The sequence below is a fragment of the Amorphoplanes friuliensis DSM 7358 genome, assembly GCF_000494755.1.
Lineage (GTDB): Bacteria > Actinomycetota > Actinomycetes > Mycobacteriales > Micromonosporaceae > Actinoplanes > Actinoplanes friuliensis.
In genome coordinates this window covers 7,808,718-7,822,522 of the sequence record NC_022657.1, presented here as the reverse complement: position 1 = coordinate 7,822,522, position 13,805 = coordinate 7,808,718, and the positions used below count along the sequence as shown (strand labels likewise).

At 72.0% G+C, this 13,805-nt stretch carries 14 protein-coding genes; 10 read left to right on the top strand and 4 right to left on the bottom strand.

What is annotated here, in order from left to right; genetic code table 11:
• The first annotated feature begins 91 nt into the window (after positions 1-91).
• From rimO to pspM, 6 genes are all read left to right on the top strand, one after another.
• Positions 92-1,567 (top strand): 30S ribosomal protein S12 methylthiotransferase RimO, encoded by a 1,476-nt coding sequence (rimO, locus tag AFR_RS35990; RefSeq protein ID WP_041841396.1) that lies wholly within the window; start codon positions 92-94, stop codon positions 1,565-1,567.
• A complete protein-coding gene (gene pgsA / locus AFR_RS35985) occupies positions 1,564-2,151 on the top strand; it encodes a CDP-diacylglycerol--glycerol-3-phosphate 3-phosphatidyltransferase (protein WP_023561753.1) in 588 nt (195 codons plus the stop codon). Before rimO ends, pgsA begins: the two co-directional genes overlap by 4 nt.
• Positions 2,148-2,609, top strand: a complete 462-nt coding sequence (locus AFR_RS35980) for a CinA family protein (protein WP_023561752.1) — start codon at positions 2,148-2,150, stop codon at positions 2,607-2,609. Before pgsA ends, AFR_RS35980 begins: the two co-directional genes overlap by 4 nt.
• A 225-nt stretch (positions 2,610-2,834) precedes the next feature.
• Positions 2,835-3,305 (top strand): helix-turn-helix domain-containing protein, encoded by a 471-nt coding sequence (locus AFR_RS35975; RefSeq protein ID WP_023561751.1) that lies wholly within the window; start codon positions 2,835-2,837, stop codon positions 3,303-3,305.
• A gap of 219 nt (positions 3,306-3,524) precedes the next feature.
• Positions 3,525-4,391, top strand: a complete 867-nt coding sequence (locus tag AFR_RS35970) for a PspA/IM30 family protein (protein WP_023561750.1) — start codon at positions 3,525-3,527, stop codon at positions 4,389-4,391.
• A 28-nt stretch (positions 4,392-4,419) separates the two neighbouring features.
• Positions 4,420-5,181 (top strand): phage shock envelope stress response protein PspM, encoded by a 762-nt coding sequence (gene pspM, locus AFR_RS35965; protein ID WP_023561749.1) that lies wholly within the window; start codon positions 4,420-4,422, stop codon positions 5,179-5,181.
• Here the strand turns inward: pspM and AFR_RS35960 are convergent.
• A complete protein-coding gene (locus AFR_RS35960; protein ID WP_023561748.1) occupies positions 5,178-5,969 on the bottom strand; it encodes a DNA-formamidopyrimidine glycosylase family protein in 792 nt (263 codons plus the stop codon). The genes pspM and AFR_RS35960 overlap by 4 nt on opposite strands.
• Positions 5,956-8,880 carry an AfsR/SARP family transcriptional regulator gene (locus AFR_RS44280; RefSeq protein WP_023561747.1) on the bottom strand — a complete coding sequence of 975 codons (2,925 nt, stop codon included), beginning with the start codon at positions 8,878-8,880 and terminating at the stop codon, positions 5,956-5,958. The genes AFR_RS35960 and AFR_RS44280 overlap by 14 nt, the downstream gene beginning before the upstream one ends.
• A 66-nt stretch (positions 8,881-8,946) precedes the next feature.
• On the opposite strand from AFR_RS44280, the gene AFR_RS35950 reads away from it, so the two are divergent.
• Both AFR_RS35950 and AFR_RS35945 read left to right on the top strand, forming a co-directional pair.
• Entirely contained in the window at positions 8,947-9,609 is a 663-nt protein-coding gene (locus AFR_RS35950; protein ID WP_041841395.1) for a hemerythrin domain-containing protein, read from the top strand.
• A gap of 16 nt (positions 9,610-9,625) precedes the next feature.
• A complete protein-coding gene (locus AFR_RS35945; RefSeq protein ID WP_023561745.1) occupies positions 9,626-10,363 on the top strand; it encodes a hypothetical protein in 738 nt (245 codons plus the stop codon).
• Between the two features lie 8 nt (positions 10,364-10,371).
• Here the strand turns inward: AFR_RS35945 and AFR_RS35940 are convergent, their stop codons facing one another.
• Positions 10,372-11,157, bottom strand: a complete 786-nt coding sequence (locus tag AFR_RS35940; RefSeq protein WP_023561744.1) for an SAM hydrolase/SAM-dependent halogenase family protein — start codon at positions 11,155-11,157, stop codon at positions 10,372-10,374.
• An 82-nt stretch (positions 11,158-11,239) separates the two neighbouring features.
• Between AFR_RS35940 and AFR_RS35935 the strand changes: the two genes are divergently transcribed.
• Both AFR_RS35935 and AFR_RS35930 read left to right on the top strand, forming a co-directional pair.
• Positions 11,240-12,169 (top strand): LLM class F420-dependent oxidoreductase, encoded by a 930-nt coding sequence (locus AFR_RS35935; RefSeq protein ID WP_023561743.1) that lies wholly within the window; start codon positions 11,240-11,242, stop codon positions 12,167-12,169.
• Between the two features lie 43 nt (positions 12,170-12,212).
• Complete coding sequence (locus AFR_RS35930) at positions 12,213-12,737, top strand: GNAT family N-acetyltransferase (RefSeq protein WP_023561742.1); 525 nt, start codon at positions 12,213-12,215, stop codon at positions 12,735-12,737.
• Here AFR_RS35930 and AFR_RS35925 read toward each other — a convergent pair.
• Complete coding sequence (locus tag AFR_RS35925) at positions 12,721-13,686, bottom strand: hypothetical protein (protein ID WP_148308182.1); 966 nt, start codon at positions 13,684-13,686, stop codon at positions 12,721-12,723. The two genes, AFR_RS35930 and AFR_RS35925, sit on opposite strands and share 17 nt — an antisense overlap.
• Between the last annotated feature and the right edge of the window lie 119 nt (positions 13,687-13,805).

Below are 13,805 nucleotides of genomic sequence, written 5' to 3'. Positions count from 1 at the left end.
CGGCCCCGGATGAACACGCGGTGGCGGACGTTGTCCACAGGCATCCGTGCGGAGGACGACCACCGAACGCCCTCCCGGTAACCTTGGCGGAGTGTCCGCTACCCCTTCCCCCCGCCGTGTTGCGCTCCTGACCCTCGGCTGCGCCCGTAACGAGGTCGACTCCGAGGAGTTGGCCGCCCGTCTCGACGCCGGTGGCTGGCAGGTCAGCACGGATGCCGACGGCGCCGATGTGGTGCTCGTCAACACCTGCGGGTTCGTCGAGAAGGCCAAGCAGGACTCCATCGAGACGTTGCTCGCCGCCGCCGACACCGGGGCCAAGGTCGTTGCGGCCGGGTGCATGGCCGAGCGGTACGGCAAAGAGCTCGCCGAGAGTCTGCCCGAGGCGCAGGCCGTGCTCGGGTTCGACGACTACACCGACATCGCGGCCCGGCTCGACGGCGTGCTGGCGGGGGAGCGGTTCGACGCGCACACCCCGCGGGACAGACGTGAGCTGCTGCCGCTGACTCCCGTCGCGCGTCAGGCTGCCAAGGTGGTCGTGCCGGGTCACGCCACCGTTGACGAGCACACGCCCGCTCACCTGCGCAAGGTGCTTCGTCGGCGGCTCGACAACGGTCCCGTTGCCAGTCTCAAGCTGGCCAGTGGGTGTGACCGGCGCTGCTCGTTCTGCGCCATTCCGGCGTTCCGCGGCGCGTTCGTGTCCCGGGATCCGCAGGAGCTGCTGGCCGAGGCCGAGTGGCTGGCCCGGTCCGGCGTCCGGGAGCTGGTCCTCGTCAGTGAGAACAGCACCTCGTACGGCAAGGACCTCGGCGACCCGCGGGCCCTGGAAAAGTTGCTGCCGCAGCTCGCCGCGGTCGACGGCATCGTGCGGGTGCGGGCAAGCTATCTGCAGCCCGCCGAGACGCGGCCCGGTCTGGTCGAGGTGATCGCCACCACGCCCGGTGTCGCCGCCTACTACGACCTCTCGTTCCAGCACTCCAGCGAGCCGGTGCTGCGCCGGATGCGCCGTTTCGGGTCGACCGAGCGGTTCCTGGAGCTGCTCGCCACCGCCCGCAAGCTCGCCCCCGAGGCCGGTGCGCGGAGCAACTTCATCGTGGGCTTCCCGGGGGAGACCCGCGAGGACGTCGACGAGCTGGTGCGTTTCCTGAGCGAGGCCCGGCTCGACGCGATCGGGGTCTTCGACTACAGCGACGAGGACGGCACCGAGGCGGTCGGCCTGGACGGCAAGGTCCACGAGGACACCATCAAGCGCCGCTTCTCGCGGATCAGCGACCTGGCCGACGAGTTGTGCGCCCAGCGGGCCGAGGACCGGCTCGGGTCGATCGTCGAGGTGCTGGTCGACAGCATCGCCGACGGTGAGGTCGAGGGCCGGTCCGAGCACCAGGCGCCCGAGGTCGACGGTTCGACCATGCTGGTCGCGGGTGACGAGGGTGTTGATCTCGCGGCGCTGCGGCCCGGCGACTTCGTCCGGGCGCGGGTCACCGCCACCGAGGGTGTCGACCTGGTCGCCGTGCCGGTCGGGATGATCTCCGCCGCTCCGCCGGCAGTGGCAGCGACGGCCGCGTCGTGACCGACGAGCCGGTTCCGGTGGCCGCGCCGCGGCCGGTCTCGCTCTACAACCCGGCCAACGTCCTGACGGCTGCCCGGATCGTGCTCGTCCCCGTGTTCGTCGCGTTTGTCGTCGTCTCGGGCATGGCCGAGTCCGGCTGGCGGATGGCGGCCTGCCTGACCTTCTGTTTTGCCTCGGCCACCGACTTCGCCGACGGGTGGATCGCCCGGCGCTACGAGCTGGTCACCTCGTTCGGCAAGGTCGCCGACCCGATCGCGGACAAGGCGCTGACCGGAAGCGCGCTGGTGCTCCTGTCGGCGTACGACAGGTTGTCGTGGTGGGTGACGGGGTTGATCCTCGTCCGCGAGTGGGGCGTGACGGCGCTGCGGTTCTGGGTCATCCGCTACGGCGTCATCCCGGCCAGCCGGGGCGGCAAGCTGAAGACCGCCCTGCAGATCGCCGCGATCGCGTGGTTCCTGTGGCCCGTCCCGGAGCCGTTCGACCTGATCGGCACCCTGCTGATGATCGCCGCCCTGATCGTGACGGTGGTGACGGGCGTCGACTACGTGTTCCAGGCCCTGCGTCTGCGCCGCCGCGCCTCATGATCGCCGCCGAGGCCACCAGAGCGCTGATCGAGCGCCGGCAGACCCTCGCCGTCGCCGAGTCGCTGACCGGCGGACTGCTCGCGGCCACGATCGTCGAGGTCCCCGGCGTCAGCGCCACCTTCCGGGGTGGTCTGGTCGTGTATGCCACCGACCTCAAGCACTCGCTCGCCGGGGTCGACGAGGCGCTGCTGGCCGACCGGGGAGCGGTCGATCCCGATGTTGCGCTGGCCCTCGCGGAAGGTGCCCGGTCACGCTGTGGTGCTGACTGGGGTCTCGCCACGACAGGCGTCGCCGGGCCGGACCCGCAGGACGGCAAACCGGTCGGGCTGGTCTACATCGCCGCCGCGGGCCCGGGCCGGACAGCCGTCCGTGAGCTCCGGTTGTCCGGTTCGCGAGACGCGATCCGGACCGCCACGGTGTCCGCGGTGCTCGAGCTCCTGGCGACCGAACTGCGCTGAGCAGCGCGGAGCGGGCGCGGGAATCCCCGGCTGACCTGCCACGTTGACTCATGCGGGTGACTGGGCTCGCGAGGGCCCACGCCCGTATCAGCAGCCCCGCGGGCAGACGCCCGTTCCCGCCCGCCCCGGATTTCGGCGGGGCGGGATGTCGGCGTCGCCCGCAGCGGGTACGGTTGCGGGAAGCCTCCGGCGGTTGCCGGTGGCCCCGCCGCAGGAGGAGGTGCCATGGTCCTGCTACGCCGGGTTATCGGTGACGCACTTCGGGCGCGCCGGCAGGGTCAGCACCGCACGCTGCGTGAGGTGTCGACCGCCGCCAACGTCAGCCTCGGGTATCTCTCCGAAATCGAACGTGGCCAGAAGGAAGCATCCAGCGAGCTGCTGTCCGCGATCTGCGAGGCCCTGGGTGCCCGGCTGTCCGAGGTCCTGGGTGAAGTGAGCGGCACGCTCGCGCTCGCCGAGGGCATGGACGGCATGGAGGGTGTGCTCGTTCCGCTGGAGCCCGCCCCGATCGAGAGCAGTGGTGCGGGCGCGGTCAAGCCCGCTCCGGCCAAGAACGTCAAGAGCAGCGACGCTCCTGCCGTACGCCAGGTCACATCCGACGGGTCCGTCTCGGTCTCGGTGCGCCAGGAATCGCCGCTCAAGGCGACCCTGCACGCGACTCGCAAGCGCGAGCGCGACATCGTCTACGCCGCCTGATCCTTCTCACCGTCCGCTCGCGTTCCGGCGTCGCCGGAACGCGTATCGGCGCGTAGCCTCGATGTCGGGGGAACCCTCGCAAGACCCTGAGATCCCCCCGAGGTCACGTGACGCCGGTGGCATGGAGCTGACACGATGGACTCCGCGCCATCGTGAAGACCCCTCGGTCCCGCGTCGGTGGCGCGTCCGACTGAGCGACATTGAGGGGATACCGCGGATATGGCGAACCCGTTCGTCAAGGGCTGGCGTTACATGATGGCGCTCTTCGGCGCGAAGATCGATGAGTACGCCGATCCCAAGGTGCAGATCCAGCAGGCCATCGAGGATGCGCAGCGTCAGCATCAGGCGCTCGTGCAGCAGGCCGCCGCCGTGATCGGCAACCAGCGGCAGCTCGAGATGAAGCTGTCCCGGCAGATGTCCGAGGTCGAGAAGCTCCAGGGCATGGCTCGCCAGGCCCTCGTGCTGGCCGACCGGGCACGCTCGGGTGGTGACGAGTCCGAGGCGCAGAAGTACGAGTCGACGGCTCAGACGCTCGCCACCCAGCTGGTCTCCGGCGAGCAGTCGATGGAAGACCTGAAGACGCTGCACGACCAGGCGCTCTCGGCGGCCGGCCAGGCCCGCAAGGCGGTGGAGAACAACGCGATGGTGCTCCAGCAGCGCATCGCCGAGCGTTCCCGCCTGCTGAGCCAGCTCGAGCAGGCCAAGATGCAGGAGACGGTCGCCAAGTCGCTGGAGTCGATGTCGTCGCTCTCCGCGCCGGGTAACACCCCGTCGCTGGACGAGGTGCGCGACAAGATCGAGCAGCGGTACGCGAACGCGATGGGGCGCGCCGAGCTGGCGTCGAACTCCGTCGAGGGCCGCATGCTCGAGGTGCAGAAGTCGAGCCTCGACATGGCCGGTTCGTCCCGTCTCGAGCAGATCCGGGCGAGCATGGCCGGCGATCAGCTCGGTGGCCAGGCGGCCCAGCCGGCGGTCGAGCAGGGCAAGGCGGCGGCTCCGGCAGCCGACCCGGCCAGCGTGGCACGGCTCGACGAGATCCGGGCCAGCATGAATGCCAAGCGCGGAGACACGTCGGCCGCAGGCTGACGCGCCGCGTTCACGGGAGGAGTGGACGGTGGACGAGCGGACCAGGTACTTCCGGCGGCTCAAGCGGCTGCGCGGTTCGGCGCGCCGGTGGAGCGTCCTCGGAGGTGGCCTGACCGCGGCCGCTGCCGTCCTCACCCCGTACGCGGGGATCGGTCTGGCCGACGCGGCCTGGGCGGCGTCGGCGGGTGTGTCCGTGGCGCTGGCCTGGTGGCGCTGGAGTGATCACCGGGAGTTGGCGGCGCTTCCGGCGCCGCCGGCCCCGGAGCCGGCGATTCCCGGGCAGCGACTGGTGGCCGCCGTCGAGCGGTTCCCGGCCGGCCGTCAGGTCCTCCAGGAGGTCCGCCGGCAGAAGAACCGCTACGCGCTGCGGGGTTCGGCTGTTGCTCTGGCCTGGGACAGGCTGGACCGTGCGTCGGCGACGCTCGTGGGTCTGGCCGGCCGGCTGACCGGTGCGGGTGAGGCGGCGATGCTCGAGGCGGCCGTGGCCGAGCAGTGGCTGCGTGACCTGGGCCAGCGGGTGGCAAGTGTCGAGCGGGCGATCCCGCTCAGCCCGCCTGATCAGCGCCCCGGCATCGAGCACGCCCACGAGAGTCTCGCGAGCCAGTTCACCGACGGTGTGACCGCTTACGAGCGGCTGGTGGCCGCCGCGGCGAGTTATGTCGCGGAGGAGGGCCACCCGGCGACGGACCAGCATCCGGCGCTGACCGGTCTGATCGAGGCGACCGACCGCCTGCGGGGTGTCGCCGAGGGCCTGTCGGAGCTCCGGCGGCCCAGCACACCAGCCGCCTAGGACGGTTTCGGCTGGCAGCGCGGACACCAGTAGGTGATCCGCTCTTCCTGGTCCTCCTTCTGGATGGCCGAGCCGCAGCGCCGGCACGGCTGGGCCCGCCGGCCGTAGACGTAACTCGTCTGCCCGCGCCGCAGTGATCCGGTGGTGGTCTGCGTCCACCGTCCGCGGTTGGACGCCACCAGTTTCTGGGCGAGCTTGACCGCGCCTTCGAGGTTGCGGACGGCCGACACCGGCGTCCATGGCCACAGCCCGCGCAGGAACAGCGTCTCGGCCTTGTAGAGGTTCCCGACCCCGGCGAGGTTGCGCTGGTCGAGCAGCGCTTCGGCGATCGGGACGTCGGGCGAGGCGGCGATCCGCCGGACGGCCTCGTCGGGGTCCCAGTCCGCGCCGAGCAGGTCGGGCCCGAGGTGGCCGACGAGGGAGTCCTCGTCCGCGGTGGGCACCAGCGCCAGCTCGTGCAGGTGATATCCGACCGCCACCGACCGCGCGGTCTTCAGCACGACCCGGATCAGGTGGGCGGGTCGCCCGGCCCAGCGTTCCCCCGGCGCGTACGCCCGCCAGGCGCCGTCCATGCGCAGGTGCGAGTGCAGCGTCAGCGGCTGGTCGCCGTCACGGGTGAGCCGCAGCAGCAGGTGTTTGCCGCGGCTGGCCGACTCGGCCACCGTCCAGCCGGTCAGGTCCTTGGCCGCGAGCTGCGGCACGCGGAAGTCGGAGCCGGTGAGCACCTCACCCTGAATGGCGCGTTCCAGCACGCGGGCGGTGTTCCAGACGGTGTCACCTTCGGGCATGCTCCTCATCCTGCCCGGACTGGAGCAGCGCAATCATCGCGGCCTCGTCGAGCGTGCCGGCTGCCTCGGGCACACCCGCACCGGCGAGCGCGGCGCTGGTGGCCGGATCGCTCGCCTCCAGGCTCATCCCGCGGCGGCGCCCGTGCCGGCGTACGGAGGCGAGGAGCGTCGCACCCTCGGCGAGGCGGCCGCTCAGCACCAGGGCGTACGCGCCGCTGTGCAGGCACGCGAGCACATCCCCGATGTCGTCCTCCTCACGGAAGCGGTCCACGGCTCCCCGCAGGGCGTCCAGCGCGGCCGCGGGGGAAGGGTCCGCGACCTGCAACCACGAACGGGCCAGGAGCAGTTCGCTCATGCCGGCGATCCAGTTCTGTCCGAGCCGTCCGGCGTGGGCCGCCGCGTCCGCCAGCACGGTCCGGCCTTCCTCCACCTGACCCAGTCCGACCAGGGCCGTACCCAGGGTCATCGCTCCGGCCGGCTCGATCCACTCCTCACCGATCCGCCGGCTCACCGCGATCGACTCGGTGGCCCGCAGGCGGGACCGGTCAAAATCGCCCCAGAGGCTCCACAGCAGGCCCTCGTAGTAGAGGACCTGTCCGAGCAGCCGCCACCCGTCGCGGTCCGGCGGCTCGGCGAGGAGGTCCTTGGCCTGGCGCAGACACTCGGCGGCCCGGTCCAGGTTGCCCGCGATGTAGTGCAGGATCCCGCACGACGCCCAGGCCTGGGCCCGCGTCACGTCGTCCGCCGCGGGCGCGCCCGCCAGCGCGGCCGTGAGCAGCCGCAGCCCCTCGGACACGTGCCCGCCCCGGAACCAGAACCACTCCAGCCGTCCGGCCGTCCGCAGTGCCGCGGCCGGATCCGCCACCAGATCGTGGGCCAGGGCGGCCCGCAGATTGGGCAGCTCGCGGTTGAGCACCCGGATCGCCCGCGCCGACCGCTCCCCGCGCAACTCCTTCGACGACCGATCGACCAGGGCGCGGACCCACGCCGCGTGGGCGGCCCGGCTCGCCGCCGGGTCGGGGTCGCGCTCCCGGCAGAACGCCCGGATGATCTCCAGCAGCCGGTAGCGGGTTGGTGCGACCGTCGTGTCCGCGGCCACAACCGACCGCGTGACCAGCGCAGACAGGGCCTCCAGGTCCGAGCCGACGGCCGCCGCGGCCTCCAGCGTGAAACCACCCTCGAACGGCCACAACCGCAGCAGCAGCGCCCGGTCGGCCACGGACAGCAGATCCACACTCCACGCCACGGTCGCCTCGAGCGTGGCGTGCGGCGTCAGCGCACCCCGTGGCACCCGGCCCAGCTCGGGGAACCGCTCGCCGAGCAGCGCGACCAGCTCACCGAGGCCGAGGACCCGGGCCCGCGCCGCCGCCAGCTCCAGCGCGAGCGGAATCCCGTCCAGCGCCTCGGCCAGTCGCGCCAGCTCAGCAAGATCTTCGGGATCCGGCTGCCAGCCCGGCCGGATCGCACCGATCCGATCCACCAGCAGCGCGACTGCGGCGCCGGACGGCAGCGGAGTCACGGGCAGCAGCCGCTCACCGTCCACCCCGAGCGGCTCGCGGCTGGTCGCCACGATGCGCAAGCGCGGGCAGCGCGCCAGCAGACCCACGACCAGGTCGGCGGCCGCACCGACCAGATGCTCGCAGTTGTCCAGAATGAGGAGCGCCTCGCGGCCCGTCAGCGCGGAGACCAGGGCTTTTCCGGTCGCGCTTCCTTCAAAGGCTCTTGTCGTGCGTCCGTCGGAGTACAGACCGCCGCTCCCGCCGACACCGGGCCCGGGCCTCCACTCGCTGGCGCTCGTGACCGGAGACCCGGACCCTGCCAGGTCCGTGCTCGCAAGACCGTCGGTGGCACCCGTCCGGTCGTCGGTTGCGGGGGTCTCGCGGATGCCCAGGGCGGTGGCGACCGCCGACAGCAGCAGGGCCGGGTCCGTCACGTCGGCGAGACGGGCCAGCCAGGGGCCGTCGCTCCCGGTGCTCGTGGCGGCGTACTCGACCGCGAGCCTGGTCTTGCCGGCACCGCCCGGGCCGACCAGGGTCATCAGCCGGGCGGTGCGCATAGTGGCGGTGAGGGTGCCGAGCTCGGCTGTGCGTCCCACGAAGGTGGACAGCGGACGTGTCACCTCCGACGACGTGGGCGGCAACGGCGACGGCGGCGACGGCGGAGGTGGCAACAGCAGCATCGGGTCCTGGGACAGCAGGCGGCGCTCCAGCGACTGGAGGGCCGGGCCCGGGTCCACACCCAGGTCGTCGGCCAGCAGGGAGCGGACGCGGCGCAACGCCGACAACGCCTCGGCCTGCCTTGCGCTGCGGTACAGGCCGAGGATGAGCAGTTCCCAGCGGCGTTCACGGTACGGCTCCTCGCGTACCGCCGGGGTCAGCCCGGCCACCGCACCGGGTGCGTCGCCCACGGCCAGGAGGGCCGCGAGCCTCTCCTCGACCGCCACCAGGCGCAGCTCCGCCAGCCGGACCCGGTCGGTCTCGATCTCCGCGGACGCGCCGAGATCGGCGAAGGCCTCCCCGCGCCACAGCCGGAGCGCCGCGTCGAAGGCGCGGACGGCCTCGGCCGGCCGCTGCTCACCGAGCAGGTCGCGACCCCGCGCGACACCCGCCTCGAAGTCCGCGACGTCCGTGCCGGCACCGGCCAGCCGGTAGCCGTCGCCGACCCGCTCCAACGCGTCCCGGTGCTGCCCGAGGGCCCGCCGCAGCCGCGACACGTAGGCCTGCAGGGACACCGCGGGACTTGCCGGCGGGTCGTCACCCCAGACCGCCAGCGTCAGGGTGTCCTCGCTGACCGGCCGCCCGTCCGCCGCGACCAGCGCGGTGATCAGGCGGCGGGGCATGGGACCGCCCAGGTCGACGCGCTCGCGACCCGCGCCGATCTCGGTCGGCCCGAGAACGTGGCAGGTCAACACGGGGGGAGTGTACAAACGCAGGCCGGTTGCAGGCAGTCTGCAAGCCGACCCCGGCACCCTGCCGGCATGACAATTTCCTCGGCCGCTCGCGTCGACACCTGGGAGATGGTGCTGGTGCACCGGGTCTTCCGCCGCGAGTTCCGCATCTTGCCCGCTCTGATCCGCGCCGCCCCGCCCGGCGACACCACCCGCGCGGAGGTCATCGGCTCGCACCTGGCCAACGTCGCGGGCGCCCTGCACCACCACCACGAGGCCGAGGACGAGCTGCTGTGGCCGGTCATGCTGGACCGTGTCGGCTTGCGCGCGGACCTCGTGCACCGCATGGAGGCCCAGCACGAACGGCTCGGTGGCCTGCTCGGCAGCATCGACGACCTGACCGCGCGGTGGCGGGCCGAGGCCGCGGCGGACGTCCGTGACCAGCTCGCCGACGTGCTCGCCCAGGCGTCGGTGGCCCTCGACGAGCACCTCGGCGACGAGGAACGCGAACTCCTGCCGCTGGTCTCCGAGCACGTCACCCCGGCCGAATGGCAGGCCCTCAACGAGCGTGGCCGCGAGGCGATCCCGAAGAACAAGCTGGCCCTGGTCTTTGTCGGCGCGATCCTCGAGGAGGCGAACCCGAAGGAACGCGCGATGTTCCTGGCCCAGCTCCCGGCCCCGGCGCGTCTGCTGTGGCGGCTGTTCGGCGCGGGCGTCTACGCCAGATCCCGGGACAAAATTCGTCGCGGTTGAGGCCTATCGTCAGGCGATGGAGCTCGACATCGCCACCGCCGCGGAACGCCCCGACCGGACCGGCCTCTGGTCCGAGCTGGACGGTTTCTGGCCGGCGTTCATGACCAAGGACAACAACGGCGCCTTCTTCTACGGCTACGAGACCACGCAGTACCCCGAATATCAGCTGCTGGCCGTGGACAAGGAGACGGGACGGGCCGTCGCCAAGGCGCACTCGGTGCCGGTGAGCTTCTCGGGCGCCATCGACGACGGCCTGCCGGAGGACGGCTGGGACTGGGCCGTCCGGCGGGCTGCCCACGACCGGATGCGCGGCGTCGCACCGACCTTCGTCTCCGCCCTGGAGATCACGGTGCGGCCGGACCTGCGCGGTCAGGGCCTCTCCGGTCGCATGCTCGCGGCGATGCGCGCCAACGTCGCCGCCCGCGGTTTCCAGGACCTGGTCGCGCCCGTCCGGCCGACCGGCGCCCACGGTCAGCCCATCGACCGGTACGCGTACGAGCAGCGCCCCGACGGCCTCCCGGTCGACCCGTGGCTCCGGGTCCACGTCCGCGCGGGTGCCCGCATCGTCAACGTGGCCCACTCGAGCATGGTGATGATGGGCACCCTCGCCCAGTGGCGTGAGTGGACCGGCCTGCCCTTCGACAAGTCAGGTGACGTGACGGTGCCCTACGCCCTGGGCGCGGTGCACTGCGACGTCACCCAGAACCACGCCGTCTACGTCGAGCCGAACGTGTGGGTCCACCACCGCGTCTGACCGCTCGATCAGCGTTCGGCCAGGCGGACGATGTCTCCGGGACGGACCGAGAGGACAACCACGGCACGTCCGCCGTTGACCGCGATGGCGACACGGCGCGCCGAGTCCTCGTACACGATGAGCTCGCCGGGCTGGGCATCCGCGAAGGTCTGGGCGCGTCGGGCCTTGACCCCGCCGACCACCAGCTCGGGGCCGAGGCCGGAGAGCATCGCGCCACCGGCGGCGAGCTGGACGTTGCCGAACCGGTCGACGGTGATGACCTCGGCCTCGATCCAGCCGTCGCCGACCGCCACGACCGGGTCGGGGAGCCGCACCACGGTCGCCGGGTCGACGGCTGGTCCGGCCTCGCTCAGGGGTGCACCGAGGGCGATCCGGGCCGCCGCCGGTGAGAAGACGTCGCGGCCGTGGAAGGTCCGCGAGACGTCACCGAGCAGCCAGTCCTTGTTGGTCAGCTCGACCACCGTGTCGATGCCGCCGAGCGCTTCGGCGGCCCAGACCAGCAGGCCGTTGTCGGGCCCGATGAGCACACCACCGGGCGTGCCGATCGCGATGCCACGGCGGTCCGAGCCGACACCCGGGTCGACCACCCCGACGTGCACGGCCGCCGGCAGGTGCGGCGCGGTCTGCGCGAGCACCGCCGCGCCCCGCGCCACGTCGGCGGGCGGCACATGGTGTGTGATGTCGATGACTCGCACATCGGGAGCAATGCGCGCGATCGCACCGTGACACGCGGCGGCAAAACCGTCGAACGTGCCGTAGTCGGTGGTGAGGCTGATCCATCCATAGCCGCCCATGGTGGTTCACGTTACTGCCCCGGCACACTCTGTGTCCGGCAGGTGCCCGGGCGCGTCGCCGTCCGTCTGGCAGGGTTGGATCATGCGTCTTGTCATCTTCACCGAACCCCAGCAGGGTGCCAGCTACGACGACCTGCGGCGGGTGGCCCAGCTCGCCGAGGAAACCGGCTACGACGGCTTCTTCCGCTCCGACCACTACGTCGCGATGGGCGGGGACGGCCTGCCCGGTCCCACCGACGCCTGGCTGACCCTCGCGGCACTGGCCGTGCAGACGTCGACGATCCGCCTCGGCACGCTGGTCACCTCGGCGACCTTCCGCCTCCCGGGGCCGCTGGCCATCTCCGTGGCCCAGGTCGACGCGATGAGCAACGGCCGGGTCGAGCTGGGCCTGGGCGGCGGCTGGTTCGAACGCGAACACGAGGCCTACGGGATCCCGTTCCCGCCGCTCGGCGAGCGTTTCGACCGCCTCGAGGAGCAGCTGCAGATCATCGAGGGTCTGTGGACCACGCCGGCCGGTCAGGCGTACGACTTCGCGGGCAAGCACTACCAGGTGATCAACTCTCCGGCGCTGCCCAAGCCCACGCAGTCCCCGCGCCCGCCGATCATCGTCGGCGGTGCCGGCAAGAAGCGCACCCCGGCCCTGGCCGCCCGCTTCGCGGACGAGTTCAACGCCCCGTTCGCCAAGCTCGAGGACATCCCGGCCATGTTCGACCGGGTACGCGCAGCGAGCACCGCGATCGGCCGCGAACAGCCCCCGGCGCTCTCCGCGGCGGCGGTGCTCTGTGTCGGCCGCGACGACGCCGAGGTCAAGCGCCGCGCCGACGCGATCGGCCGGGACGTCGAGGAGATGCGCGGCAACGGCGGCATCGTCGGCACCCCCGACCAGGCCGTCGAGATCCTGGGCCGGTACGCCGAAGCGGGCGCCACCCGCATGTACCTCCAGCAGCTGGACCTGAGCGACCTCAACCACCTGGAGCTGGTCGCGACGGCGGTGGCACCCCAGCTGGGCTGACCACCCGCCGCCCTGTCCCGGGTCGTCTCGTAAAGTCTGTTGCGTGGAGATTGTCACCGCACGACTGGCTTTGCGCCGGCCCGGTCCCACCGACCTGAAAACGATCTTCGCGATCCACAGTGACCGGCAGGCCTGCCTGCACAACCCGTCGGACCTGCTGGCCACCGAGGCGGACGCCGAAGTCCTCTTCGGCCGCTGGGACGAACACTGGCGCCGCCACGGCTTCGGGTACTGGGTGGTCCGGGACCGCGAGTCGGGCAGAACCCTCGGCTTCGCGGGCGTGAAGGTGGTTCGCTTCCGCGAGGTCGAGGTCCTCAACCTCTTCTACCGCCTGGACCCTCAGGCCTGGGGAGCCGGCGTAGCCACGGAAGCGGCCGGTGCGGTGGTGGCGTGGGCCACCGAACACCTGCCGGAGTGGACGGTCGTCGCCCGGGTCCGCCCCGACAACGTCGCGTCCCAGCGTGTCGCCCTGCGAGCCGGCCTGATCCGGGCTGAAGACCTCGACGACCAGGGCGAGGACGGCCTCGACTGGATCTTCGTCCTGCGCCGTCCTACCGCCACCGCCTGAGCTTCGCCGCCTCAGCACCGACGTCCACCCGGTCACCCTCCGGCCCGCTCAGCAGGTCACAGCCCCGCTGAAGCTCGTCGACGGTCAGCCCGGCGTCCCGCGTGCCGTAGTCGTTCCTGAACTCGGGCCAGTGCCCGCTCATCTCCGCGGTGGCGTAGACCCAGTGGTCCTGCACCCGCTCCGCCAGCTCGAACCGTCCGGCGCCGAGCTCGGGGGGAACAAAGGTGCCACCGGCCCGGCGTTCCTGCTCGTCGTACCGGTCCTCCCACCACTGCAGGGTCCAGCCGGGCCACCGCCCGGCAAAACGCTCGGCCACCCCGAGAACAGGCTCGATGCACCAGATCCCGGCGGTCCGGCTGCCCGGGTCCAGATGCAGACCACCCCGCGGCACCTCCGGCCAGCCCGTCACCCGATGCCCGTCCGTCAGCTGCTCGAGCAACGCCGGCCCGACCTGCCACGGCTGCCCGGCGTAAGGATCCAACGCGTACGCAACCTCGCCAACCGTGACCAGATAGCGCACGATCGGCTCCTCGTCGGCGGCCGCCCGGCCCCAGCGGTACAGGTCGGTGCTGTCCCAGGGTTCATGTTCCAGCACCGTCGAAGGCAGGCCCAGCGCGTCGGTCACATCGGAGATCCCGTTGTAGGCCCAGCGAATCTGCCACCCGGGCCAGGTCGCCCCGTACCCGTCCAGCAGCGCGGCCCGGCGCTCGTAGTCCAGATCGAGGTAGAACAGCAGCTCGCGGGTGTCGAGATCGAGGAGCGCTCCCGCCTCGCACGAGGACTCCAGTTGCCACTCGTCCGGCTCCCACACCGGGAAGGACCGGAGGACGGCGAGGGCGGGATCGGGCCCGAGCGCCAGCCAGGCATCGAGGCTGTAACCCATGCCGTTCGACCCGCAGTGCTGCCAGCTGCCACCCTGCCGGATAGCAACGTTCGTCCGAGACCCCATCGGCGGATCCTAGGACCCCGCCGACCGCCCACACCCGCGGCCCATCACTATCGCGCCACTCGCTTCCGGCAAGTCCGACGGCCCGCGATCGTCCCTGGGCGGGACGGGCGGCTGCCGCG

Excerpts from the sequence above, each read along its gene's own strand:
- AFR_RS35940 (WP_023561744.1), bottom strand. The coding sequence starts at position 11,157 with ATGGGCGGCTATGGATGGATCAGCCTCACCACCGACTACGGCACGTTC.
- AFR_RS35925 (WP_148308182.1), bottom strand. The coding sequence starts at position 13,686 with ATGGGGTCTCGGACGAACGTTGCTATCCGGCAGGGTGGCAGCTGGCAG.
- AFR_RS35950 (WP_041841395.1), top strand. The coding sequence starts at position 8,947 with ATGACAATTTCCTCGGCCGCTCGCGTCGACACCTGGGAGATGGTGCTG.
- AFR_RS35970 (WP_023561750.1), top strand. The coding sequence starts at position 3,525 with ATGGCGAACCCGTTCGTCAAGGGCTGGCGTTACATGATGGCGCTCTTC.
- AFR_RS35935 (WP_023561743.1), top strand. The coding sequence starts at position 11,240 with ATGCGTCTTGTCATCTTCACCGAACCCCAGCAGGGTGCCAGCTACGAC.
- AFR_RS35975 (WP_023561751.1), top strand. The coding sequence starts at position 2,835 with ATGGTCCTGCTACGCCGGGTTATCGGTGACGCACTTCGGGCGCGCCGG.
- AFR_RS35945 (WP_023561745.1), top strand. The coding sequence starts at position 9,626 with ATGGAGCTCGACATCGCCACCGCCGCGGAACGCCCCGACCGGACCGGC.
- AFR_RS35980 (WP_023561752.1), top strand. The coding sequence starts at position 2,148 with ATGATCGCCGCCGAGGCCACCAGAGCGCTGATCGAGCGCCGGCAGACC.
- AFR_RS35960 (WP_023561748.1), bottom strand. The coding sequence starts at position 5,969 with ATGCCCGAAGGTGACACCGTCTGGAACACCGCCCGCGTGCTGGAACGC.